Origin of the sequence: Beutenbergia cavernae DSM 12333 (assembly GCF_000023105.1) — a bacterium.
GTDB classification, from domain to species: Bacteria; Actinomycetota; Actinomycetes; order Actinomycetales; family Beutenbergiaceae; genus Beutenbergia; species Beutenbergia cavernae.
Genome location: NC_012669.1, coordinates 3,888,862 through 3,912,032, shown reverse-complemented (window position 1 = coordinate 3,912,032; position 23,171 = coordinate 3,888,862). Strand labels below are relative to the sequence as shown.

The 23,171-nt window shown below is 73.4% G+C and carries 24 protein-coding genes and 3 tRNA genes; 9 read left to right on the top strand and 18 right to left on the bottom strand.

Features of this window, described 5'->3' with window-relative positions:
• The first annotated feature begins 48 nt into the window (after positions 1 to 48).
• On the top strand, positions 49 to 876 hold the full coding sequence (locus BCAV_RS17725; RefSeq protein ID WP_015883997.1) for a helix-turn-helix transcriptional regulator: 828 nt from the start codon (positions 49 to 51) through the stop codon (positions 874 to 876).
• Here the strand turns inward: BCAV_RS17725 and nhaA are convergent.
• Complete coding sequence (gene nhaA / locus BCAV_RS17720) at positions 873 to 2,765, bottom strand: Na+/H+ antiporter NhaA (RefSeq protein WP_015883996.1); 1,893 nt, start codon at positions 2,763 to 2,765, stop codon at positions 873 to 875. The genes BCAV_RS17725 and nhaA overlap by 4 nt on opposite strands.
• Positions 2,766 to 2,841: 76 nt before the next feature.
• On the opposite strand from nhaA, the gene purF reads away from it, so the two are divergent.
• Positions 2,842 to 4,395 carry an amidophosphoribosyltransferase gene (gene purF / locus BCAV_RS17715; RefSeq protein ID WP_015883995.1) on the top strand — a complete coding sequence of 518 codons (1,554 nt, stop codon included), beginning with the start codon at positions 2,842 to 2,844 and terminating at the stop codon, positions 4,393 to 4,395.
• Complete coding sequence (purM, locus tag BCAV_RS17710) at positions 4,392 to 5,504, top strand: phosphoribosylformylglycinamidine cyclo-ligase (protein WP_015883994.1); 1,113 nt, start codon at positions 4,392 to 4,394, stop codon at positions 5,502 to 5,504. Before purF ends, purM begins: the two co-directional genes overlap by 4 nt.
• Positions 5,505 to 5,607: 103 nt before the next feature.
• On the opposite strand, the gene BCAV_RS17705 is transcribed toward purM, so the two are convergent.
• The 3 genes from BCAV_RS17705 to BCAV_RS17695 form a co-directional block, all read right to left on the bottom strand.
• Positions 5,608 to 5,796 carry a DUF3073 domain-containing protein gene (locus BCAV_RS17705; RefSeq protein WP_015883993.1) on the bottom strand — a complete coding sequence of 63 codons (189 nt, stop codon included), beginning with the start codon at positions 5,794 to 5,796 and terminating at the stop codon, positions 5,608 to 5,610.
• Between the two features lie 156 nt (positions 5,797 to 5,952).
• Complete coding sequence (locus BCAV_RS17700) at positions 5,953 to 6,261, bottom strand: DUF3618 domain-containing protein (protein ID WP_015883992.1); 309 nt, start codon at positions 6,259 to 6,261, stop codon at positions 5,953 to 5,955.
• Complete coding sequence (locus BCAV_RS17695; protein WP_015883991.1) at positions 6,258 to 6,656, bottom strand: phage holin family protein; 399 nt, start codon at positions 6,654 to 6,656, stop codon at positions 6,258 to 6,260. Before BCAV_RS17695 ends, BCAV_RS17700 begins: the two co-directional genes overlap by 4 nt.
• Before the next feature lie 96 nt (positions 6,657 to 6,752).
• Here BCAV_RS17695 and BCAV_RS17690 point away from each other — a divergent pair, with 96 nt between their 5' ends.
• Entirely contained in the window at positions 6,753 to 7,712 is a 960-nt protein-coding gene (locus BCAV_RS17690) for a 5'-3' exonuclease (protein WP_015883990.1), read from the top strand.
• A gap of 3 nt (positions 7,713 to 7,715) precedes the next feature.
• Here the strand turns inward: BCAV_RS17690 and BCAV_RS17685 are convergent, their stop codons facing one another.
• Positions 7,716 to 8,471 (bottom strand): SDR family NAD(P)-dependent oxidoreductase, encoded by a 756-nt coding sequence (locus tag BCAV_RS17685; protein WP_015883989.1) that lies wholly within the window; start codon positions 8,469 to 8,471, stop codon positions 7,716 to 7,718.
• Positions 8,472 to 8,578: 107 nt separating this feature from the next.
• Between BCAV_RS17685 and BCAV_RS17680 the strand changes: the two genes are divergently transcribed.
• Complete coding sequence (locus BCAV_RS17680) at positions 8,579 to 9,103, top strand: GNAT family N-acetyltransferase (RefSeq protein ID WP_015883988.1); 525 nt, start codon at positions 8,579 to 8,581, stop codon at positions 9,101 to 9,103.
• Between the two features lie 17 nt (positions 9,104 to 9,120).
• On the opposite strand, the gene BCAV_RS17675 is transcribed toward BCAV_RS17680, so the two are convergent.
• From BCAV_RS17675 to BCAV_RS17655, 5 genes are all read right to left on the bottom strand, one after another.
• Positions 9,121 to 9,196: transfer RNA gene (locus BCAV_RS17675), tRNA-Phe, on the bottom strand.
• A gap of 37 nt (positions 9,197 to 9,233) precedes the next feature.
• A tRNA-Asp gene (locus BCAV_RS17670) sits at positions 9,234 to 9,307 on the bottom strand.
• Positions 9,308 to 9,339: 32 nt separating this feature from the next.
• Positions 9,340 to 9,412: transfer RNA gene (locus BCAV_RS17665), tRNA-Glu, on the bottom strand.
• Positions 9,413 to 9,516: 104 nt separating this feature from the next.
• Positions 9,517 to 10,548 (bottom strand): aldo/keto reductase, encoded by a 1,032-nt coding sequence (locus BCAV_RS17660; RefSeq protein ID WP_015883987.1) that lies wholly within the window; start codon positions 10,546 to 10,548, stop codon positions 9,517 to 9,519.
• Positions 10,545 to 11,021 (bottom strand): MerR family transcriptional regulator, encoded by a 477-nt coding sequence (locus BCAV_RS17655; RefSeq protein WP_015883986.1) that lies wholly within the window; start codon positions 11,019 to 11,021, stop codon positions 10,545 to 10,547. The genes BCAV_RS17660 and BCAV_RS17655 overlap by 4 nt, the downstream gene beginning before the upstream one ends.
• Positions 11,022 to 11,271: 250 nt before the next feature.
• On the opposite strand from BCAV_RS17655, the gene BCAV_RS17650 reads away from it, so the two are divergent.
• Together BCAV_RS17650 and BCAV_RS17645 are read left to right on the top strand one after the other, a co-directional pair.
• Positions 11,272 to 12,351, top strand: a complete 1,080-nt coding sequence (locus BCAV_RS17650; RefSeq protein WP_015883985.1) for a DNA glycosylase AlkZ-like family protein — start codon at positions 11,272 to 11,274, stop codon at positions 12,349 to 12,351.
• Between the two features lie 130 nt (positions 12,352 to 12,481).
• Positions 12,482 to 12,847 carry a metallopeptidase family protein gene (locus BCAV_RS17645; protein ID WP_015883984.1) on the top strand — a complete coding sequence of 122 codons (366 nt, stop codon included), beginning with the start codon at positions 12,482 to 12,484 and terminating at the stop codon, positions 12,845 to 12,847.
• Positions 12,848 to 12,911: 64 nt separating this feature from the next.
• Here BCAV_RS17645 and BCAV_RS17640 read toward each other — a convergent pair whose 3' ends face one another.
• The 7 genes from BCAV_RS17640 to BCAV_RS17610 form a co-directional block, all read right to left on the bottom strand.
• Positions 12,912 to 13,523, bottom strand: coding sequence for a ferritin-like domain-containing protein (locus BCAV_RS17640; RefSeq protein WP_015883983.1), 612 nt, complete (start codon positions 13,521 to 13,523; stop codon positions 12,912 to 12,914).
• A gap of 9 nt (positions 13,524 to 13,532) precedes the next feature.
• Positions 13,533 to 14,219: a ferritin-like domain-containing protein gene (locus BCAV_RS17635; protein ID WP_015883982.1), complete on the bottom strand. Its 687-nt coding sequence runs from the start codon at positions 14,217 to 14,219 to the stop codon at positions 13,533 to 13,535.
• 97 nt (positions 14,220 to 14,316) lie between these two features.
• Positions 14,317 to 15,090 (bottom strand): class E sortase, encoded by a 774-nt coding sequence (locus BCAV_RS21795; RefSeq protein WP_050761760.1) that lies wholly within the window; start codon positions 15,088 to 15,090, stop codon positions 14,317 to 14,319.
• Between the two features lie 125 nt (positions 15,091 to 15,215).
• Positions 15,216 to 16,865 (bottom strand): ATP-binding cassette domain-containing protein, encoded by a 1,650-nt coding sequence (locus BCAV_RS17625; protein ID WP_015883980.1) that lies wholly within the window; start codon positions 16,863 to 16,865, stop codon positions 15,216 to 15,218.
• Positions 16,862 to 17,719 carry an ABC transporter permease gene (locus tag BCAV_RS17620; protein ID WP_015883979.1) on the bottom strand — a complete coding sequence of 286 codons (858 nt, stop codon included), beginning with the start codon at positions 17,717 to 17,719 and terminating at the stop codon, positions 16,862 to 16,864. Before BCAV_RS17620 ends, BCAV_RS17625 begins: the two co-directional genes overlap by 4 nt.
• A complete protein-coding gene (locus BCAV_RS17615) occupies positions 17,716 to 18,786 on the bottom strand; it encodes an ABC transporter permease (RefSeq protein ID WP_015883978.1) in 1,071 nt (356 codons plus the stop codon). The genes BCAV_RS17620 and BCAV_RS17615 overlap by 4 nt, the downstream gene beginning before the upstream one ends.
• Positions 18,783 to 20,465 carry an ABC transporter substrate-binding protein gene (locus BCAV_RS17610; protein ID WP_015883977.1) on the bottom strand — a complete coding sequence of 561 codons (1,683 nt, stop codon included), beginning with the start codon at positions 20,463 to 20,465 and terminating at the stop codon, positions 18,783 to 18,785. The genes BCAV_RS17615 and BCAV_RS17610 overlap by 4 nt, the downstream gene beginning before the upstream one ends.
• Before the next feature lie 145 nt (positions 20,466 to 20,610).
• Between BCAV_RS17610 and BCAV_RS17605 the strand changes: the two genes are divergently transcribed.
• Positions 20,611 to 20,976: an ArsR/SmtB family transcription factor gene (locus BCAV_RS17605; protein WP_015883976.1), complete on the top strand. Its 366-nt coding sequence runs from the start codon at positions 20,611 to 20,613 to the stop codon at positions 20,974 to 20,976.
• Positions 20,976 to 21,878: a cation diffusion facilitator family transporter gene (locus BCAV_RS17600; RefSeq protein WP_015883975.1), complete on the top strand. Its 903-nt coding sequence runs from the start codon at positions 20,976 to 20,978 to the stop codon at positions 21,876 to 21,878. The genes BCAV_RS17605 and BCAV_RS17600 overlap by 1 nt, the downstream gene beginning before the upstream one ends.
• Before the next feature lie 135 nt (positions 21,879 to 22,013).
• Here the strand turns inward: BCAV_RS17600 and galE are convergent, their stop codons facing one another.
• Positions 22,014 to 22,982, bottom strand: coding sequence for a UDP-glucose 4-epimerase GalE (galE, locus tag BCAV_RS17595; RefSeq protein ID WP_015883974.1), 969 nt, complete (start codon positions 22,980 to 22,982; stop codon positions 22,014 to 22,016).
• Positions 22,983 to 23,171 lie beyond the last annotated feature (189 nt).

Sequence of the window (23,171 nt, the reverse complement as noted above, 5' to 3'; positions counted from 1 at the left end):
CGTCCATGGACTCATGCCGGCTCCTCGCTTGGACTATCGTCGGGAGGCATGGACCGCTGGGCCAACTACGTCCCGCCGGCCCGGTCGTTGCGCGACACGTCACTCACGTGCCTCGGCGCAGGCGAGCAGGCGGGCCACCTCACCGCGACCGGGCGGCGCACGCTGCCGGTTCACGCGCTCGTCGTCGTCACGTCCGGGCGCGGTCGGTACCGCGACGTGGAGCGGGACGTCGACGTCGTCGCCCCGGCCTGGTTCTGGCTGTTCCCCGGACGGTGGCATGCGTACGGTCCCGGACCGGACGGCTGGTCGGAGCACTGGGTGCTGTTCGACGGCGTCGCCGCCCGCGGGTACGCGGCGCACACCGCGTGGGACCCGCCCGTGCACGCGGGCGGCCTGCCAGCCGAGGAGCTCGCGGCCTGCTTCGAGGGGCTGCGGGCGGCGACGGCGGGTGCCGGGCTGCGCGACCAGCTCGTCGCCGCCTCGCTCGTCCATCGGCTCGTCGGTGCCACGGTCTCGGCCCGCGCGGCGGCGGGGGAGCCGACGACGTCGGCGGTCCAGGCCGTCATCGACGCCGCTGCCGAGCCGCTGTCCGTCGCCCAGCGTGCCGCGCGGGCGGGAGTGAGCCCGGACCGGCTGCGCGCCGAGGTTCGTGCCGAGACCGGCCTCACCCCGCACGAGCTCGTCCTGCGCACCCGTCTCGCGACCGCCCAGCAGCTGCTCGCCGGCAGCGACCTCGACGTGGGTGCCGTCGCCGCTCGGGTCGGGTACGACGACCCGGCCTACTTCTCGCGGCTCTTCGCCCGCCGCGTGGGCGCTCCACCGAGCGAGTTCCGCCGCCAGCAGCACCGCTCCGTGGCCCCGACCAGGACCGGCTAGCCCTCCGACCGCCGCGCGTCGGCCGACGGCGCCGTCTCCATGAGCTCCCTGATCAGCGACTGCGCGTCGTACGGCCCGACGTGCAGCCGCCCGTTGACGAACAGGGTGGGGACGGCGGTGATGTCCATCGCCTCGGCGTCGAGCATGTCGTCCTGGACGCGCGCCGTGACCTCGGGCGAGGTCAGGTCCGCCTCGAACTGCTCGACGTCGAGCCCGAGCTCCTCGGCGCGGCGGATGATGTCCACCGGCAGCTGGTGCTCCTGGTCCGCGAACAGGCTCCGCTCGAACTCGAAGAACTTGCCCTGCCGCGCCGCGGCCTCCGAGGCCTCGGCCGCCGCGAGCGCGTTCGGGTGGTAGCGGGTGAGCGGCGCGTGCCGCCAGACGTACCGCAGGCGGTCACCCAGCTCGCGGTGCACCTCCTGGATGGAACCGGAGGCCTTGAGGCAGAAGCCGCACTGGAAGTCGCCGTACTCCACGATCGTGAACGGTGCGTCGAGGGCGCCGAAGATGTGGTCGCGCTCGGGATCGATGGGGCGCGCCAGCCTTCGGGCCGACTCCCCGGGCGGCCGGATCCGGTCGGAGACCCGGAAGATCACCGTCGCGATCACGAAGGCGAGGACGGAGCCCGACAGGACGCCGACGCGCGCCTCGTTCTGTACCGCAGGGTCGTCGATGGCGAGCTCGACGATGAACAGCGAGATGGTGAAGCCGATGCCGCAGAGCGCGGCGCCGCCGGCGATGCGGTCGAGGGTGAGGCCGGCACCGAAGTCGCCGAGCCGGAACGTCTTCATGAACGCCGACGCCCCGAAGATCCCGACGAACTTCCCGGCCACGAGCCCGACGACGATGCCCCAGGTGATCGGCGAGCGCGCAGCGGCGGCGAGGATCTCGGCGTCGAGCAGGACGCCTGCGTTCGCGAGCGCGAACAGCGGAAGGATCACGAAGGCGACGTACGGGGAGTACGCGGACTGGAGGCGCTCGTTGATCGAGATCGACTCGCGCAGGCTGTTCGCGGCGGCCCTCGCGTACTCGCTGTTCGGCGACTGCCGGAACGTGCGCGCGAGATCCAGCGCATGGTCGACGTCGCGCCGCGTGGGTCGGTAGACGGGGACGAGCAGGGCGATGGCGACGCCGGCGAGCGTCGGGTGGACGCCGGACGCGAGGAACGCCAGCCACACGATGATCGCGAGGGTGGCGTAGACCGGACCGCGTCCGCTGTTGAGGTACCGCGTGAGGTAGACGCCGAGCAGCCCGACGGCGGCGATCACGAGCGGGAGAGGGTTGAAGTCCTCGGTGTAGACGAGGGCGATGATGCTGAGCGCGCCGACGTCGTCGACCACGGCGAGCGCGAGCAGGAAGACGCGGAGCCGGCCGGAGGCGCGTGGCCCGATGAGAGCGAGCGCACCGACGAGGAACGCGGTGTCCGTGGAGATCACGATGCCCCACGCGCCGGAGTAGTCGGTGCCGGAGGTGAGCAGGACATAGAGCGCCGCGGGCACCGCGAGACCGGCGATCGCCGTCACGACCGGGACCACCGCCCGCGACCAGCTGGTCAGCTCGCCGATGGCGAACTCCCGGCGGACCTCGAGTCCCACCGTGAAGAAGAAGATCGCCATGAGGGCGTCGTTGACGAGCGCGTGCAGCGTGAAGTCCAGCTCGAGATCGTTGCCCACCCCGAGCGTGAGGTGCGTCTCCCAGAACGAGGAGTACGAGTCCTGCGCCACGTTCGCCCACACGATCGCGACGAGCGTCGCGAGCACCAGGAGGAGCGCGCTGAGGCGGTTCTGCCCGATCCCGCCGATGCGATCGGCGATCGACGGGCGAGCGCGCTGTCCCGGGACCTGCTGCTCAGGATCCGGCGACGTCTGGATGACGGTCAGGTTCGACACATGCCCTCCCTCGGTGCTCGGGCGGGTGCGGGTGGTGCTGGGGCCATCATGGCACCGGCTGTGCGACCATAGAGGTGTGGCGCGTGGAGACGGACGGCTCACCCACGACTTGCTCCCCGGTGAGAAAGGCCCCCAGGACGCCTGCGGCGTCTTCGGCGTGTGGGCTCCCGGCGAGGAGGTCGCGAAGCTCACCTATTTCGGGCTCTACGCACTGCAGCACCGCGGCCAGGAGTCCGCGGGCATCGCGACGTCGAACGGGGAGCAGATCCTCGTCTACAAGGACATGGGCCTCGTGTCCCAGGTGTTCGACGACGTCGCTCTCTCGTCGCTCACCGGCCACATCGCGCTGGGCCACACCCGGTACTCCACCACGGGCGCCAGCACCTGGCAGAACGCGCAGCCGACGCTCGGCCCGACGGCGTCGGGCACCGTCGCGCTCGGCCACAACGGCAACCTGACGAACACCTCCGAGCTCGTCGAGCTCGTCGAGGAACGCTACGGGCCGCGCATGCGCCACGACCTCGCGGACGGCTGTGCGACCGACACCACGGTGATCACCGCGCTGCTCTCGGGCGACCCCGACCACACGCTCGAGGCCACGGCGCTCGAGGTCCTGCCGCGGCTGCGCGGCGCGTTCTCGCTCGTGTTCATGGACGAGCACGCGCTGTACGGCGCCCGCGACCCGCAGGGCATCCGCCCCCTCGTCATCGGCCGCCTCGAGCGCGGCTGGGTCATCGCCTCGGAGACGGCGGCGCTCGACATCGTCGGTGCCTCGTTCGTGCGCGAGGTCGAGCCCGGCGAGCTCGTCACGATCGACGCCGACGGCCTGCGCACCGAGCGCTTCGCACCCGCCGACCGCAAGGGCTGCGTGTTCGAGTACGTCTACCTCGCCCGGCCCGACACCACGATCGTCGGCCGGTCGCTGCACGCGGCGCGCGTCGCGATGGGCCGCACGCTCGCGCAGGAGGCCCCCGTGGAGGCCGACCTCGTGATCCCGGTGCCGGAGTCGGGCACACCGGCAGCGATCGGCTACGCCACGGAGTCCGGCATCCCGTTCGGGCAGGGCCTCACGAAGAACGCGTACGTCGGGCGCACGTTCATCCAGCCCAGCCAGACGATCCGGCAGCTCGGCATCCGGCTCAAGCTGAACCCGCTGCGCGAGGTGATCCGCGGGAAGCGGCTCGTCGTCGTCGACGACTCGATCGTCCGCGGCAACACACAGCGCGCCCTCGTGCGGATGCTGCGCGAGGCGGGCGCGGCCGAGGTCCACGTGCGGATCTCCTCGCCGCCGGTGAAGTGGCCGTGCTTCTACGGCATCGACTTCCCGACCCGTGCGGAGCTCATCGCGAACGGCCTGAGCCCCGACGAGATCGGCGCCAGCCTCGGGGCCGACTCGCTCGCCTACATCTCGCTCGAGGGCATGATCGAGGCCACGGAGCAGCCGGCGTCCAAGCTGTGCTCGGCGTGCTTCACCGGCACCTACCCGGTCGAGCTGACCGACCAGGAGCGGCTGGCGCACCGCAAGGATCTCGGCCTCGAGCAGGACGAGCTCCCGCTCGGTCCGCCCGAGGACAAGCTCCTCTCGCTCGTGCCCGCGACCGGTGGCGCGAGCGCGCTCGATCAGCCATGACCCGGGTCACCTACGCCGAGGCCGGCGTCGACACGGAGGCCGGCGACAAGGCCGTCGAGCTCATGAAGGATGCCGTGCGGGCGACCCACGGACCCCAGGTGCTCGGGGGCGTCGGCGGGTTCGCCGGGCTGTGGGACGCGACGGAGCTGACGCGCTACCGCCGGCCGCTGCTGGCGACGTCGACGGACGGCGTCGGCACGAAGGTCGCCATCGCGCAGGCGCTCGATGTGCACGACACGATCGGTGCGGACCTGGTCGGCATGGTGGTCGACGACATTGTCGTCGTCGGCGCGAAGCCCCTCTACATGACCGACTACATCGCGTGCGGCAAGGTTGTGCCGGAGCGCATCGCGGACATCGTGCGCGGCATCGCGGCGGCGTGCGAGGAGACGGGGACGGCGCTCGTCGGCGGCGAGACGGCCGAGCACCCCGGCCTGCTGGAGCCGGACGAGTACGACGTCGCCGGGGCGGCCACGGGTGTCGTCGAGGCCGACTCGCTGCTCGGCCCTGACCGCGTGCGCGCGGGCGACGTGCTCGTGGCGATGGCGTCCAGCGGTCTGCACGCGAACGGCTACTCGCTCGTGCGCCGCGTGATCGACGTCGCGGGCTGGTCGCTGCACACCCACGTCGGGGAGTTCGGCCGGACGCTCGGCGAGGAGCTCCTCGTCCCGACCCGCCTGTACACCGCCCACTGCCTCGCGCTCGCCGACGCCGGCGTCGTCCACGCGTTCTCTCACGTCACCGGCGGCGGCCTCGCCGCGAACCTCGCCCGGATCCTGCCCGGGGGCCTCGTGGCCGACGTCGACCGCACCACCTGGGTCGTCCCGCCGATCTTCGACGTCGTCCGCCGCGGCGGCGACGTGCCGTGGTCCGACCTCGAGGCCACGCTCAACCTCGGGGTGGGCATGGTCGCCGTCGTCGCCCCGGAGGATCTCGACGAGGCCCTGCGGGTGTGCGCCGACCGCGGCGTGCAGGCCTGGGAGCTCGGCAGCGTTCGTGCGGAGGACGACGGCGACGCCCCCGGCGCGGCCGCGTCGCCTCTCGTGCGGGGCACGAAGGGCGTGACCGGCGGCGCGGTGCGCCTGCACGGGAGCTACCGCACCGCCTGACGCCGCTCCGCGGGGGTCCGGGCGTGGGCAGCGCGGGCGCGACCCATCGACCGGTCGGCATCGTGTGCCGACCGCGGGGAACGTCAGGCGGAGCGCCGGGAGGTCACCGACGGTTGTCGGAGCTCCAGTCCTCGTCCTCGGTGTCGGGTTCGTCGTTCCGGTCGACCACGTCCGTGTCGGTTCCGGGCGACGTGAGTTCCTTCTCGAGGGCTCGGTAGTCGGTCTCCGGGCTGTAGTACTTCAGCTGCCGGGCGACCTTCGTCTGCTTCGCCTTCTGACGGCCGCGTCCCATGGACTCGACCCCCTCCACCGTAGGTGCCGGGGAGACATCGTCAAGGACGTAGTGACCCCGGGGATTGGTCATTTGTGCGCGGGTCAAAGGTACAACGACACTCCCCGATCCACCCAATGCGCAGGTGGGAGCGGGTCACGCGCGTGGGGTGAGACGCTATCGCTTGCGCCGTGAGACGGCTACCACCGCGCCGACGGCAGCCACGATCCCGCCCAGGATGGCCAGGGCGCGCGGCTGGCCCGCCCGCACGTCGTCCACGAACCCCGACACGGCGGAGGTCGCCTTCTCGGTGGCTCGGCTCACCTGCTCGCGCGGGTCGACGCGCCCCGCCAGCTCGTCGACGGTGCGGGTCAGGTCCTCCCGCGTGCGCTGCAGGTCTGCCTCGATCTCGGCCGCGGACCGCTTCGGGGGCTTCGGGGCGTCGTCGGAGACGGCGTTGGTGACGGGGGGCGGCGTCGTCGTCATGAGCTCAACCCGTCCTTGAGCGCGGACACGTCCGACTTGAGCCCGGACACCGGGTCCGGCTTGAACGCCTTGCTCTTGTCGATGAGGACCTTGCCGACGAACGCCACGGCGCCGGCCAGCAGCAGGAGCGCGACCCCGACGATGAGTGCGGCGAGCCAGGCGGGCACCGCCTCGGCGAGACCGAGGACGGCTGCGGCGATGAGAACCCCCACGGCGAAGAACGCGAGGACTCCCGCGAACGCGAACGCTCCCGCGCCGGCGCCCAGACGCTTGCCCTTCTCCGCAAGCTGAGCCTGGGCGAGCTGCAGCTCGTCCCGGACGAGGGTCGAGAGCTGGCTGGTCAGCTTGCCGACCAGCTCGCCGATCGTCGGCTGGATAGGGGAGTCGTTCGCCATGGGAGGCCCTTCGGGTGGGGTGCTCCACCCAGCCAACCGCGCCGCGGGGGTGCGGGCAAGCGGGCGTGTGTCGGGCCCGGCTGCCAGACTCGTCGTGTGACGTCCCGCGGCTCTCTCCTCCTGCTCGACTCCGCCTCGATGTACTTCCGTGCGTTCTTCGGGGTGCCGGACTCCGTGCGCTCGCCGGACGGCCAGCCGATCGGCGCCGTCCGTGGGTTCCTCGAGGCCATCACGCTGCTCCTGACGACCCGGTCGCCGAGCCGGCTCGTGGCGTGCTGGGACGACGACTGGCGGCCCGCGTTCCGCGTCGCCGCCATCCCGTCGTACAAGGCGCACCGCGTGGCGCGGGACGTCCCGGGCACGACGGGCGAGGAGGAGGTCCCCGATGCCCTCTCCGTGCAGGTGCCGGTGATCGTGGAGGCGCTCGCCGCGATCGGCATCCCGCGCATCGGGAGGCCGGGGTACGAGGCGGACGACGTCATCGGCACGTTCGCCACGCTCGAGGCCGGCCGCCCGGACGGGGAGCGCTCCGCCGTCGAGATCGTCACCGGCGACCGCGACCTGTTCCAGCTGGTCGACGACGACGCCCCGATCCGCGTGCTGTACACGGCACGCGGGATGCGTGACCTGGACGTGGTCGACGTCGCCCGGCTGCGGGAGCGCTACGGCGTCGCCTCGGGGGCTGCATACGCCGACATGGCCGCGCTGCGCGGCGACCCGAGCGACGGCCTGCCCGGAGTGCCCGGGATCGGGGAGAAGACGGCGGTCGCGCTCCTCAACAGGTATGGCGACCTGGCCGGCGTGCTGCGGGCCCGCGACGACGGCGATCCCGGCCTGTCGGCGACGCAGCGGAAGCGCCTGACTGAGGCGGCGGGCTACCTCGACGTCGCACCGACCGTCGTCCAGGTGGCGCGGGACGTGCCGGTCGGCGTCGTCGACGACGCGCTGCCGACGGCGCCCGCCGACCCCGACGCGCTCGACGCGCTGGCCGAGCGGTGGGGCCTCGGGGGCGCCGTCTCGCGGCTCGTGGAGGCGCTGGCCGCCCGCGCCGCGTGACGCCTACACGGCGGTGTAGCCGCCGTCGACGAGGTGGTAGCTGCCGGTGATGAAGCTCGCGTCGTCGGACAGCAGGAAGCACACGAGGTGCGCGACCTCCTCGGCACGGCCGAGCCGGCCGAGCGGGTGCTTCGTCACGAGCAACTCCCGCGCCTGCGCCGGCAGGTCCCGCAGCAGGGGCGTGTCGATGTAGCCGGGGCCGACGGCGTTGACGCGCAACCCCTGCGCCCCGTACTCCGCCGCCGCGTTCTTGGTGACGCCGACGACGCCGTGCTTGGCCGCCGTGTACGCGCCGTTCCCGGGCGCGGCGACGGTGCCGTGGATCGACGCCATGTTGACGATCGAGCCGGCGCCGTCCGCCGTCGCGAGCATGGCCGGGATCTCGTAGCGCATCCCGTACATGACGCCGTTGAGGTTGATCGCGATGACGCGGTCCCAGTCGGCGAGGTCGACGTCGCCGGCCGGGGCCTGACGCCCGCCGATGCCGGCGTTGTTGACGGCGAGGTGGAGGCCGCCGTACGTCGCGACGGCGTGGTCGACCACCCGCTCGCTGCCCTCCGGCTTCGCCGTGTCCTGCTGGATCGCTGTCGCCGTGCCGCCCGCCGCCTCGATCGCGCCGACCACGCGCTGCGCCGACGCCAGGTCGATGTCCGTGACGACGACCTGCGCGCCCTTCGCCGCGAGCTCGGTGCTGATCGCCTCGCCGAGGCCGGAGCCTCCGCCGGTGACGATCGCTACCTTGCCGTCGAACTGTCCCATGATGTGCTCCTTTCCGATGTCTCGACCGTACGTCCGCCGAGCGCACACGCGACCGGGACGTTCGGCCCAGGACGGCGGCGGGGGATGCGCGCGGGAGGATGTCGCTCGTGATCCTCGACACCGAACGGCAGGGCGTCGTGCTCCGCCGGCTGACCCGAGCGGACGCGGGCACGTACACCGACCTGATGCAGGCGAACGAGGCCCACCTGACGTCGCGGGGCGACTTCCGCGACCAGGTGAGCGCCGACGCCGGCCAGTATGCCGAGCAGTTCGGCGCCGGCGGCCCGGCCCTCGCGTTCGGGATCGTCGAGGCCGGCCGGCTGGTCGGCGCCGTCGAGCTCGTGCCGGTGGACCCACCCCGGTACGGCCTCGGGTACTGGCTCGCCGCCGACGCGACCGGACGCGGGCTCGCGACCATCGCCGTCCGGACGATCGTCGGGTACGCGGGAGCGTCGCTCGGCGCCAGCGACGTGTACGCCGGGGTCACGCACGGCAACGAGGCGAGCGCCGCCGTCCTGCGGCGGGCGGGCTTCGTCGCCGTGCAGCGCTTCGACACCTACACGCGATTCCACTCGGCGACGGGTGCTCCGGCGAGCTCGGGCGGAGGAACGACGAAGCCCCGCTCCGAGTGACGGAACGGGGCTTGCGCTGGTGCCCACGAGCGGGGTCGAACCGCTGACCTTTCGATTTTCAGTCGAACGCTCTACCAACTGAGCTACATGGGCCGGTGGCGCCGGCCGGACGACCGGCGCCGATGATCGGCGACCCCGACGGGACTTGAACCCGCGACCTCCGCCGTGACAGGGCGGCGCGCTAACCAACTGCGCTACGGGGCCTCGTGGTGAGACCTTTCCACGTGCACGAACCGTACCCCCAACGGGATTCGAACCCGTGCTACCGCCGTGAAAGGGCGGGGTCCTAGGCCGCTAGACGATGGGGGCCCGAGCCGTGCGTTGAGCGCCCGTGGCGTTGTTCACGCCCCAAGACCTAGAGGAGCATACGGGATGCCCGGCGCTTCGCCCAACTCGCGTCGTGGAGACCTCGTTCACACCGTGCGCTCGCGCCCTTCGGACACCCAGTTCGGGTCCTCGCTGCGGTGTCCGACGACGGCGTCCGCCAGGCTGTCGAGGCCGCTCACCTGGTCGGGGGTGAGGGTGAGGCGCAGCGCGCCCGCGTTCTCCTCGACCCGTGCCGCGCGCCGCGAGCCGGGGATCGGGACGACGGGGAGGCCCAGCGCACGGCCCTTCGCGTAGAGCCACGCGAGCGCGACCTGGGCCGGCGTGGCGCCGAGCTCCGTCCCGATGGCGCGGATGCCGTCGACGACGGCGAGGTTCGCCTCGAGGTTCGCCTCGCCGAAGCGGGGGAGCAGGCGGCGGAAATCCCGCTCGCCGAGGTCCGACCCGGACGCGAGGGTGCCCGTGAGGAAGCCTCGGCCGAGCGGCGAGTACGGCACGAAGCCGACGCCGAGCTCGGCCGCCGTCGGCACCACCGACCCCTCGACGTCGCGGCTCCACACCGACCACTCGGACTGGACGGCAGCGATCGGGTGCACCGCGTGCGCGGCGCGCAGCTCGGTCGCGGTGACCTCGGAGAGGCCCAGGTGGCGGACCTTCCCGGCCGTGACGAGCTCCGCCATCGCACCGACCGTCTCCTCGATCGGGACGCGCGCGTCGCGCCGGTGCATGTAGTACAGGTCGATGACGTCGGTGCCGAGCCGCTCCAGGCTGGCGTCCGCGGCCGCCCGGACGTACGCGGCGTCGCCCCGGGTGGGCGGTGTCCCGGCGGCGCGGTCGGCCGGGTTGCCCGCGATCCCGAACTTGGTGGCGAGCTGGACGTCGTCCCGGCGGTCGGCGAGGAGCCGGGAGATCAGGCGCTCGTTGTGCCCGGCGCCGTAGACGTCGGCCGTGTCGAGGAACGTGACGCCGGCGTCGACGGCGTGGTGCAGGGTGGCGAGCGAGGCGTCGTCGTCCACCTCGCCGTACACGGTGGGCGAGAGCACCATCGCGCCGTAGCCGATGACGCTGACCTCGAGGTCGTCGCCGAGCGTGGTGGTGGGGATCGCCGGGGTGCTGGTCATCGGGAGGCTCCGCTCGTGTGGTCGTGGGTGGTCGGCTCGTCGAGGCAGTCGCTGCCCTCGGCGATGAGCCGGGTGTAGTGCGCCGTCTTCTCGTCCAGCGCGGTGAGGTCGGCCTGCAGCTCGGCGATGCTCGCCAGGAGCCGGGTGCGATGCTCCGCGAGCAGGTCGAGGCGGCGTTCGTAGGACTCCGGCCCGCGCAGGACGAGCTGCGCGAACTCGCGCATCTGTTCCACGGGCATCCCCGTCCGCCGCAGCCGGCTCACGAGCTCGACGATCCGGACGGCGCGGGCGCCGTACCGGCGTCTGCCGTCCGGCGAACGGGCCACGGGCGGGAGGAGGCCCTCGCGCTCGTACCAGCGCAGCGTGTCGGCGCTCAGCCCCGTCCGCTCGGCGACGGCGGAGATGCCCAGGGGAGGGGCGCCGTCGTCCTCGGTGGCGAGGATGAGGACCTCGGGTGCGATCGTCGCGGTCATGCCTTGACGTTAGGAGCTGGAGTGCACTCCAGCGCAAGGGCTTCCCGCCATCTGCCCGTGCGCGCGCGGCCACGGTCCCGCCGGGCTCCCTCCCGCCGGTGCCGCTCCCGCCGGCGCCCCGCCCCCGCCGCCGCCTTTCCCGTCGAGTGCATGACCTGTCTCGGTCCCACCGGCGTGTCGCACGCAGGGATCACGCACTCGGCGGGACCGGGTGCGTGTCGGCGGGCGTCGCTAGCCTGGCGCCGTGACGATGCGACGGCTGGATCGCGACGAGGCGCGGCGGATCGCCGTGCGCGCGCAGCTGCTCGACGTGCCCCAGCCGACGGAGCTGGTCGACATGGTGGATCGCCTGACGCTGCTGCAGATCGACCCGACGGCGGCGGTGGCGCCGAACGCGGACCTGGTCGCGTGGAGCCGGCTGGGCGCCGGCTACCGACCCGCGGACCTGACGCGGGCGCAGGAGGTGGAGCGTTCGCTGTTCGAGCTGCGCGCGATGATCCGCCCCGTGACGGCGCTGCCGTGGCAGGTGCCGGAGGTCACGGACTACCTCGCGCAGCCGTCGATCGCGCACTGGATCGAGGCCAACGACGCCTTCCGCCGCGACGTGCTCGCGCTGCTGCGCGACGCCGGGCCCTTGCCCTCGCGGGACGTGCCGGACACGGCGCAGGTGCCGTGGGGCTCGACCGGGTGGACCAACAACCGGAACGTCACGCAGATGCTGGAGTTCCTGTCGGCGCGCGGCGAGGTGGCCGTCGCGGGGCGGGTCGGCCGGCAGCGGGTCTGGGACGTGCCCGAGCGCGTGTACCCGCCGTTCGAGCCCTTGTCCCCGGAGGCGGCGAAACGGCGGCGCGACGAGCGACGGCTGCGCGCGCTCGGCATCGCGCGGCCGGGCCGGAAACCGGTGCCCGGGGAACCGACGTCCGCGGGCGAGCTCGGCGTCCCCGTGGTCGTCGAGGGCGTCGACGGCGAGTGGCGGGTCCACCCGGACGCCTTCGACGGCGAGTTCACCGGCCGGACGGCGCTGCTGTCGCCGTTCGACCGGCTGATCCACGACCGCGAGCGGGCGCTGGACCTGTTCGGCTTCGAGTACCTGCTGGAGATGTACAAGCCGGCGGCCAAGAGGCGTTGGGGGTACTTCGCGCTGCCGATCCTGCACCACGACCGGCTCGTCGGGAAGCTGGACGCGAAGGCCGACCGCAAGGCGGGGACGTTCACCGTGAACGCGGTGCACGAGGACGTCCCGCTCAGCGGTGCCGTGCGCGACGACGTCGACGCCGAGATCGCCGCCCTCGCAGGCTGGCTCGGGCTCGAGCTCCTCCGGGCCGGCTGAGGGCTCCGGCGACCACCGGTCCCTTCGCTGCGCTTCGCCGAGGGTGGGGTGGAGGTCCGAGTGCGGTGCGTGCCGGGCCACACTCGGACGCACGGCCCATACTCGGCGCCGCGGGTCTCTTCCCGGGAAGATGGCACGCGTGATCGAGATGTCCCGCGAGGAGTTCGAGGCGTGCGTCGCCGACGGCCTGGACCTGGTGCCGACCGAGCTCACCGAGCTCATGGACAACGTGGTGGTGCTCGTCGAGGACGATCCGCCGTCGTCGGAGGACCCCGAGCTGCTCGGTCTCTACGAGGGCACGCCGCTCACCGAGCGCGACTCCTGGTGGGCGGCCGGCTCGCTCCCGGACCGCATCACGATCTTCCGCAATCCGACCCTGGCGATCTGCGACACGCGCGACGACGTCGCCGAGGAGGTGGCCGTCACGGTGGTCCACGAGATCGCGCACCACTTCGGGATCGACGACGAGCGGCTGCACGAGCTCGGCTGGGGCTGACGGACCGGCGTGGTGACGAGGAGAGTCGTCACCACGCCGGCGTTCTGTCCCGGCGGACCGGGCGTCAGAGCGTCTCCGCGCTGACGATGAACGGCGAGGCGGCCTGCAGCACCTCCGCCCGCGCCAAGGGGGTCTCGAAGGCGCCCTGGTACACGCCACCCTCGGCGGGCTTCTCCTGCAGCACCCCGATGATCGCCGCGTGCCGCGCCTCGACCCCGAAGATGCTCGCGGCCGCCGTCAGGAGCTCCTTCTCCTGGAACAGTGACGGTGCGGCCCCGAGGTACGCCTGCACGCCGAGGTTCTCGAACGTGTACGCCGTCTCGAGGTAGCTGTCCGCCGTGGCGAACGACTCCCCGAAGTCGACCTGCGGAGCGGGGACGGGAGTGCCGCCGAGCGAGGCGATCGTGTCCTGGAGCGTCATGACGTGCGTCTCCTCGTCGGTCTGGATGGTGGCGAGGTAGTCCGCGGCCTTGCCGTCCAGGAGCCCGACCTCGTTGCCCTGGCGGTAGAACTCGGCCTCCAGGTACTCCAGGGTCAGCGCGTAGTTGAGCACGTCCAGCGGACCGTCGAAGTCGCCGTCGTCCGCGAACGCGAACTTGGCTCCGATCATGGTCAGTGCGATCGCGCCGGGGATCACGAGCCCGGCGTCGCGGATCAGGTCCTTGCGTTTCAACATGGGATCCTCCTAGCCCTCGATGAACTGACCGGCGGCCTCGAGCACGTCCTCCATGGGGAGGTTGTTCTCGAACGGGGCCGGGAACGGGTCGCCGCCGAGCAGGTCCGCGACCACGGCGGCGTGCCGCGACTCGGTCCCGGCGATCGACGCTGCCGTGGCGAGGATCTCCGCGTCCTCGATCAGGGCGACCTGGCCGTGGTAGGCGTCGACGCCGAGCTCCTCGAACATCGACGCCGCCTCCAGGAACATGGTCCGGTCGGTGAACGTGCCGTCCGGGAACATGAAGACCGGGGACTCCACGGGCGTCCCTCCGAGGTCGGTGATGAGCTGCGTGATGCCGGTGACGTGCGTCTGCTCGTGCTCGCGGATCGGCGTCACGAGCTCCAGCTCGCGGTCGACGAGAACCCCGCCGGAGATGCCCTGGGTGTAGAACTCGGCCTCCAGGTACTCCAGGGTGAGCGCGTAGTTGAGGATCTCGAGGTCGCCCTCGGACAGGGCGAACGCCCGCGGGTCGTTGCGGGTGGCAGCGACGAACGTTCCCCCGACGCCGATGAGGGCCGCTCCGGTGAGGAACGTCCGTCGGCTCGCCTCGGTCCGGAACTGCATCACTGGCGCCCCGCCGAACAGCTTGCTCGACCTGCGGGCGCGTGCCGCCCGGCCGGGATCGGCCGTCGGTGGTTCGTGGGTGTCGTGCATGGATCTCACACCTTCTTCCTGAGGAACGGCGCGTGCCGTGCCTGGTGGGTCCGTCGTCGGACGTGCGCGGGCGCTCCCTTCGTCGGTGGCTCGGTGGTCAGGCATCGCCCGCGCCGCCTGCGCGCGCGTGGACGACGATCCGGTTCGCGAGGCTTCCCTCGGGGTGGCACGCGAAGAGCGTGAGCTCGCGCGACGTCGCGTCGTCGGGTGGGGCCAGGACGTGCTCCGTGTAGCTCTCGACCGGGACGACGACGGTGTCGACGACGACGTAGGTGACAGGCTCCGCAGCGCCTGTCGACACGACGATCTCGTCGCCCTCGACGAGGTCGTCCAGGTCGCGGAACGGCGCCGTGTGGGTGGTCCGGTGGCCCGAGATCACGGCGTTGCCCGCCTGACCGGGCGCCGGCGTGCCCGGCCAGTGACCCGGTCCACGCGCGAGCGCGGACTCGTGGACGCCGTTGCCGTACTCGGCGTCGAGGCCGATCGCGGGGATCTGGATCCGACCCATCGCCTCGTACGGCCCGGGCTGCGTGACGACGGCCGAGACCCGTGCGGGGTCGATCGGCTGGTCGTAGCCCTCCGAGGCGATGTCGCGGAGGTCGGCGGCGAGGTCGTCGACCGTCTCCCGGGTGGGCGGCTGCTGGTCCTCGCGCTCCTCCAGCGCGCGTGCCACGGGCGAGTCCGCCGGGTCGTCGGCGGCGCCCGGGAGGAGGACCAGGGCGGCGGCCCCGAGGGCCACGGCTGCGCCGGTGACGGCGGTGCGCCATCCGAGGAACCGCCGCCGGGTGCCGGGGTCGCCGCTGGGACGACCACCGTGCTCGGGGGCGCCCTGCTCGGGCGCGTGGCGACCGGGCTCGTCTCGCTCGGGCATCGCACGGGGACTCACTCGGACCTCCCGAACCTCGGGTCAGCTTCTGACCCTGGTTCGGAGCGGCGGCCGTGGCGGATGGGTCACGCCGGGGACGGCCCGAGAGGAGCCGCCGCGGTCCGCCCCGGTCAGCCGCCGAAGGCGGCGACGAGCCGCTGCGTGTAGCGGTGTGCGGGCGTGCGCAGGACGGCCTCGGCCGGGCCGCGCTCCACGAGCAGGCCGTGCTCGAGCACGGCGATCTCGTCGGCCAGCCGCGCCACGGCGCGCAGGTCGTGCGACACGAGCACGAGCGCCACGCCCCGCTCGCGCCGCAGGTCGTCGAGGAGGTCGAGGACGGCGCCGCGCACGCTCGCGTCGAGCGCCGACACCGGCTCGTCGCACAGCAGCACGCGTGGGTCGCCGGCAAGGGCGCGGGCGACGGCGATCCGCTGCCGCTGGCCGCCCGAGAGGTGCGCCGGGCGCTGACCGGCGACGTGCGCGGGCAGGCGGACGGCGTCGAGCAGCTCCGCGACGCGCGCCGCTCGCGCGCGACGCCCGAGCGCCCGTGAGGCCGGGGCGGCGGCGATCGCGCCCTCGAGCACCTGCCCGGCGGTGTGGCGCGGGTTCACGGTGCCCAGCACGTCCTGCGGCACGAAGCCCAGGAGCGGGCGAAGGTCCCGTCGTGCACGCTCCGGCACGCCGGACCAGTCGCGGCCGAGGAACGTCACGCTGCCGGAGTCCGGGGTCGTCACGCCCAGGAGCACCCGCAGGAGCGTCGTTTTGCCGGCCCCGGACTCGCCGACGACGCCGAGCGAGGCGCCCGGTGCGACGTCGAGGTCGACGCCGCGCAGGGCGTCGATCGTGCCGGCCCCGCGGCGGAACGATCGCGTGACGCCGCGCGCCGACAGGACGGGCTCGACGACCACCGGTGCCCCGGCCGCCGCCGTTGCCCCGGCCGCCGCAGCCGTCGCGCGCCGCGCGGAGCCAGCCGCCCGCGGCTCCAGCGACCCGACGGCGTCGAGCAGCTCCCGCGTGTAGGCGGACGACGGCGCGCCGATCACGCGTGCCGCCGGGCCGGACTCCTGCACCCGTCCGGCGCGCAGGACGACGACGTCGTCGGCGAGCCGGGCCACGAGCGGCAGGTCGTGCGTGATGAGGAGCAGGCCGCGTCCGGCGTCGCGCAGGCGGCCGAGGAGCTCCACGAGGCGTTCCTGCGTGATGGCGTCGAGCGACGACGTCGGCTCGTCGGCGACGAGCAGCGCCGGCCCGGCGGCCAGGCCGGACGCGAGGAGGGCGCGCTGGCGCTGCCCGCCGGAGAGCTCGCCTGCGCGGACCGCGACGGCGTTCGCGGCGTCGTCGACCCCGAGGTCCTCCAGGAGGGAGGTCGCCGCGCGACGGCGGTCGGTGCGGGACATGCCGCGGTGCAGCCGGAGCGCATCGCCGACCTCCTCACCGACGCGGCGCAGCGGGTCGAGCGCGACGAGGGCGTCCTGGTGCACGAACCCGATGCGCCGCCCGCGGATCTGCCGCCACGGAGCTCCCGCGCGCAGGTCGAGGCCGCCGAGGCTCAGCTCGGACGCCGTCACGTGCGCGCCGGGACCGGCCAGGCCGAGCAGCGTGCGCGCCGTCACGCTCTTGCCGGACCCGGACTCGCCCACGAGCGCCACGCACCTTCCGGGCTCGAGGTCGAAGGTCACGCCGTCGACGGCCGGCGTCGCCGCGCCGTCGAACCAGACCCGCAGGTCGCGCACCCGCAGCACGTCGCCGGCGGCTGAGCCCGTCGCCGTCCCCGCGCTCATCGCTCACGCACCCGGCGCTGCCAGAACCGCCCGAGCGACGCCGTCGCGAGCGCCGTCGCCACGATCGCCAGCCCGGGGAACACGCTCATCCACCAGGCGGTCGTCAGGTAGGTGCGGCCGTCCGACAGCATCGCGCCCCACTCCGGCGCTGGCGGCGCGACACCGAACCCCAGGTAGCTGAGCGCCGACGCCCACACGACGGCCTGCCCGATGCCGAGCGTGACGACGGCGACCAGCGGCCACACGGCGTTCGGGACGATCGTGCGCGCCACGATCCCCGGCCAGGGGCGCCCGAGCAGGCGTTCCGCCTCGACGTAGCCGGAGGACGCCACCTGGCGCACCTGCGCCCGGATGATGCGCGCGTACCCGGGCGCCGTCGAGAGTCCGACGGCGATCGTCACCGTGACGGGGCCGGGCCCGTACAGCGTGATGACGAACAGTGCGAGCACGAGGCCGGGGAACGCGAGCATGACCTCCGTGAAGCGGGTGCTCGCGGTGTCGAGGACGCGGCCGGCGAGGCCCGGCACGAGGCGGGCGCCGAGGAGGCCGAGGGCGAGGCCGAGCCCGACGCCGATCGCCGTGGCGAGCACGCCGATCGTGAGGGACGCGCGGGCGCCGTGCACGACGCGGGTGGCGACGTCGCGCCCCGACGCGTCGGTGCCGAACCAGTGCGCCGGGCCAGGCGGCGTGAACGCGGCGGGCGGGTCGGTCGCCAGGGGGTTGCCCGGCGCGAGCACCTGCGGGGCCAGGACGGCGACGGCGAGCAGCACGAGGAACGCCGCCGCCAGCCACACGGCCGGACCGGCGCCGCGGCGCGACGCCGTCCCGCGCGTCGGGACGACGACGCCGCTCATCGGGCGGCCTCCGGACGCGGGTCCGCGAGGCGCGTGACGGCGTCAGCCACGATCGTGACGACGACGTACGCGAGCGCCGAGACGAGGACCACGCCGGTGACCAGCGGCACGTCCCGCGCCGTCACCGCCGCGACGAGCGTCCGGCCCAGGCCCGGCCGCGCGAAGATCGTCTCGACGACGACGGCGCCCCCGACGAGGTGACCGAGCGCCCAGCCGGACAGCGCGATGCCCGGCAGGCTCGCGTGGCGGATGCTGTGCCGCAGGCGCACGCCCGCCTCGCCCTCGCCGCGTGCCCGCGCCGACAGCGTGTAGGGCGCGTGCAGGCTGTCGGTCAGCGTCTCGCGCATGGACTGGGCGAGGAAGCCGGCCAGCGGGATCGCGAGCGTCAGGGTCGGCAGCACGAGGCTCGCCGCGCTCTGCCCGGCGATGGCCGGGAGCCACCCGAGCCACGTGCTGAACACGAGGATTCCGACGGCGCCCAGCCAGTAGGCGGGGAGTGCGGCGGCGAACGTGTCGATCGCGTTCCCGACGGCGTCCCAGCCGCCCCGCTGTCGCGTGGTCACCAGGAGGGAGACGAGCGCGAGCGCCCACGCGAGCACCAGCGCGAGGGCCGCGAGGGTGAGCGTCCCGGGCAGCTGGTCGCCGATGAGCTCCGCCACGGGCGTGCGCCTGGCGTAGGACGTCCCGAGGTCACCGCGGACGAGCCGTCCGAGGTAGGCGAGGTACTGCTCGAGCACGGGCCGGTCGAGGCCGTGGTCGGCGCGAGCCTGCGCGAGCGCCTCGGCCGACGCCTGGGAGCCCGGCCCGCCGAGGATCGCCTGGGCCGGGTCACCGGGCACGGTCCGGATGGCGACGAACGTGACCGTCGCGGCCGCCCACAGGACGCCGACGGCGCCGGCCAGCCGCCACGCGACCGCCCGGACGCCCCGGACGGCGGGGGTGCCGCGCGCGGCGCGGGCGCCGGACCCCGCGGTGCCCCGACCCCTCCCCGAGAGGTGATCGGCGCGACCGCGAGAGGATGTGCGCGCATCCGCGAGAGGATCTCCGCGCGCCGCGCGAGGGCTCACCCCTGGGCGAGCCACGCGTCAGCGAACGTGGGCGTCGACACGGTGGCGAGCGCCCGCAGGCCCCGGACGTCGGACCGGTAGAGGAAGTGGTTCTGCTGGTCGTAGAGGGGCAGGATGTAGCGGCCCTCGAGCACGAGGCGCTGGGCCTCGGCGTACAGCTGCGCGCGCGCGTCGGTGTCGGTCTCGAGCGACGCCTCGTCGAGCAGGGCATCGAGCTCCGGGAGCGCGACCTGCGACAGGTTGGCGAAGTACCCGCTGGGCGCGGGGACGATGCCGTCCGAGTGGTAGAGGATCCGCAGGACGTCGGGGCCGACCTTCGTGTACGGCGCGGTGACGGCCTCGTAGTCGTCGGCGGCGAGGGCGGCGTACCAGCTCGAGAGGTCGAGCAGGTCCAGCTGCACGTCGAAGCCGACCTCGCGCGCCGACGCCTGGATCTGTTCCAGCAGCGAGACCTCGGCGGGGATGGACTGGTTCGTGCTGACCGGGATCCGCACGGTGAGGCGCTCGCCGTCGCGCACGCGCACGCCGTCGGAACCCACCACCCAGCCGGCCTCGTCCAGCAGGGCCGCGGCGGCGTCCGGGTCGTACGGGAGCGGGTCCTCGTCGCTCACGGCCATCGACTCGACGCTCGACAGCGGCGAGTGCGAGCGCGTCGCCGTGGAGAAGAACAGGCTCTCGATGCCCGGGTCGACCTCGGCAGCATGGAGGAACGCCTCGCGGACGCGGACGTCGTCGAACGGTGCGCGGCCGCTGTTGAGCTCGAGGCGGTTGACGGACCCGGGTCGGGGCGCGTCGAGGTGCTCGATCGCGTCGTCGTTCTCGGCCTGGGCGATCGTGTCGGGCTGTGCGTTGTCGATGACGTCGACGTCGCCGGCGACGAGCGCGGCGTAGCGCGTGGCCGAGTCGGGGATGAACCGCCACACGATGCGATCGAGGTACGCGGCGCCGTCGTGCTCCGCATCCGCGGGCGGCGACGTGTACCCCTCGTAGCGGGTCAGCTCCACGTGGTCCTGCGTGACCCAGTCCGTCACCTGGAACGGGCCGGTGCCGATGGGTGCCGCGCAGTTCTCCTCCTGGCTGCGCGCGAGACCGGAGGCGGCCTGGATCGCCGTCCACGGCTGCGAGAGCGACTCCAGCAGGGCGCTGTCCGGGGCGCTGAGGTGGAAGCGCACGTGCTGGGTGTCGACGGGCTCCACGCTCTCGACCTTGGCGACGGCGAGGTACCCGGTGGAGGACGCCGTCGCCGGGTCCTGGAGGTGCTCGATCGACGCCTGCACCGACGCGGCGTCCAGCGGCGTGCCGTCGTGGAAGAACACGTCGTCCGCGAGCGTGAAGTCCCACGTCAGGCCGTCGTCGCTCACCTCCCAGTCGGTGGCGAGCCAGGGCGTGATCTCGCCGCTCGAGTCCCGGCCGACCAGCGGCTCGAGGAACTGCGTCGCGACGAGCGCCTGCGGGTAGTTGCCGCCGACGTGCGGGTCGAGACAGGTCGGCTCCGCGTCGCCCGAGGCGTACGTGAGGGTGCCGCCGGTGACGGGTGTGGCGTCGCCGGCGTCGGCGTCGCCCGGGTCGGTGCCCGACGAACAGGCCGCGAGCACGAGTGCAGCGGCGAGGGAGACGACGACGGCGGCCGGTCGCGTCGCGGGGTGGCGGACGGCGGAGCGGCGGGCAGGCAGGGGCACGGACGATCCTCGGGTGGGGCGGATGGGCGTCTGCAGCAAACCTAAGCACGCCGCGGGCGGCGGTATTCCCTCGGCGTGTGCCAGGCCACACCGTGGGCGCCGCTGCGGTGTAGCCGGCATCGGAATCTGCCGATATCATCGTCACATGACGATGAATCGGGCGGACGCCGCCGACTGCGCCCCGGTCAGCGACCGCCACGACCACGAGGCCGTCGCCGCGGTCTTCCGTGCCCTGGGCGAGCCGGCGCGCCTCCAGATCGTGCACAGCCTCGCGAGTGGCGAGCAGCGCGTCGTCGACCTCGTCGGCGCCGTCGGGCTCGCGCAGTCGACCACGTCCGCGCACCTCGCGGTGCTGCGGGAGGCCGGCCTCGTCGCGCCTCGCGTCGAGGGGCGGTCGACGTACTACTCGCTGACGACGACGGCGCTCGTCGCACTCGTGCACCGGGCGGAGGAGCTGCTCGAGGACGGGCTCCACGCCGTCGTCCACAGCCACGCGGAAGGGGTCGGTTGATGGGTCACTCGCACGCGCCGACGGCGTCCGGGCGGCATCGCGGGCGGCTGGCCGCAGCCCTCGCGATCACCGTCACGGTCATGGTCGTCGAAGTCATCGGGGCGTGGCTCACCGGATCGCTCGCGCTCCTCGCCGACGCCGGGCACATGCTCTCCGACGCCACCGGCCTCACGCTCGCGCTCATCGCGACGTGGCTCGCCGCGCGGCCGACGTCGCACCGCTGGACGTTCGGCTGGCAGCGCGCCGAGGTGCTCGCCGCCCTGGCGAACGGGGTGATCCTCGCCGTCGTCGCCGTCACCGTGCTCATCGAGGGGTTGCGGCGGTTCTCCACGCCGGGCGAGGTCGAGGCACCGGTGATGCTCGCCGTCGGCGCGCTCGGACTCGTGGCGAACCTGGTCGCGCTGCGGCTCCTCGCCGCCGGGCAGAAGGAGAGCCTCAACGTGCGCGGCGCCTACCTCGAGGTGCTCGGCGATCTCCTCGGGTCCGTGGCGGTCATCGCCGCCGCGCTCGTGATCGCCACCACCGGGTGGGTGCAGGCCGACGCCGTCGCCTCGATCGCGATCGCCGTGCTCATCGCGCCCCGCGCGTTCTCCCTGCTGCGCGACGTCGCCCGCGTGCTGCTCGAGGGCACGCCCAAGGAGATGGAGCTCGACACCGTGCGGCGCCACCTCGCCGGCGTGCCCGGCGTCGTCGCCGTGCACGACCTGCACGCGTGGACGATCACCTCGGGCGTGCCGGTGCTCAGCGCACACGTCGTCGTCGACGACGACGTGCTCGACCCGGCGCGGTTCTGCGGCGTGCTCGACGAGCTGCAGCACTGCTTGCGCGGCCACTTCGACGTCGAGCACTCCACCCTGCAGCTCGAACCGGCCACGCACACCGAGCGCGGCGTCCACGCCTGACTCCACCGCGAGAGGATCTCTGCGCCACCGCGAGAGGTTCTCTGCGCGACCGCGAGAGGTTCTGTGCGCGACAGCGAGAGGATCTCTGCGCGACCGCGAGAGGATCTCTGCGGTCGGACCGCGGCGCAGGTTCACTCAGGCGGGGTCGTCGGCCCCCCGGGCCTCCCACGCGCTCGCCACCATCTCGCGGAGCGTGTGGCGCATCGCCCAGTCGATGTCGCGGGCGGCGGCGGAACCGTCGGCGACGATGCGCGCCGGGTCGCCCGGACGGCGTGGCGCCACCTCGGGCGTGAACGCGATCCCGGTGACCTCGGCCACCGTGTCCATGATCTGCCGGACCGAGACCCCCTCACCGCTGCCGAGGTTGTACACCGGCTGCAGGGTGCAGCCCTCGGTCAGGGCGCGGGCGGCGGCGACGTGCGAGGCGGCGAGGTCGGCGACGTGCACGTAGTCGCGCACGCACGTGCCGTCCGGCGTGGGGTAGTCGGTGCCGTTGATGCGCGGTGTGCGATCCTCCGCGAGGGCGTCCATGACCAGCGGGAACAGGTTGTGCGGGCTCGTGTCGGGCAGGTCCGGCGACGCGGAGCCGACGACGTTGAAGTACCGCAGCGACGTGTGGCGGAGCCCGCTCGCCCGGCCGGCATCGGCCAGCAGCCACTCGCCGACGAGCTTCGACTCGCCGTAGGGCGACTCCGGCGCCGTCGGCGTCGACTCCGTGACGAGGTCGGTCTCGGGCGTCCCGTACACGGCGGCCGACGAGGAGAAGACGACGGCGTCCACGTCGGCCGACTCCATCGCCTCCAGCACGCTCGCCGTCCCGGTGACGTTCTGGGCGTACGTGTGGAGGGGGCGCTGCACGGAGACTCCGGCGTACTTGAAGGCCGCGACGTGGACGACGCCGGTCACCTCGTGCTCGCGCAGCGTGCGCTCGACGAGCGCGGTGTCGAGGATCGTGCCGCGCACGAACGGGACGCCGTCGGGCACGAAGCTCGCGTGCCCGCTCGAGAGGTCGTCGAGCACGACGACGTCGATGCCCGCCTCGCGGAACGACCGCACCACGTGTGCGCCGATGTAGCCGGCACCGCCGGTCACGAGCCAGGTCATCAGTCGTCCTCTCGTCTCGAACTAAACCGAACACAAACTACCATGATCGAACATGCGCGGCGTCGTCGTCGGCGTCACGCCGCGAAGATCCTCTCGCGGTGGCGCACGGATCCTCTCGCGGTGGCGCACGGATCCTCTCGGGGTGGCGCACGGATCCTCTCGCGGTGGCGCACGGATCCTCTCGCGAAG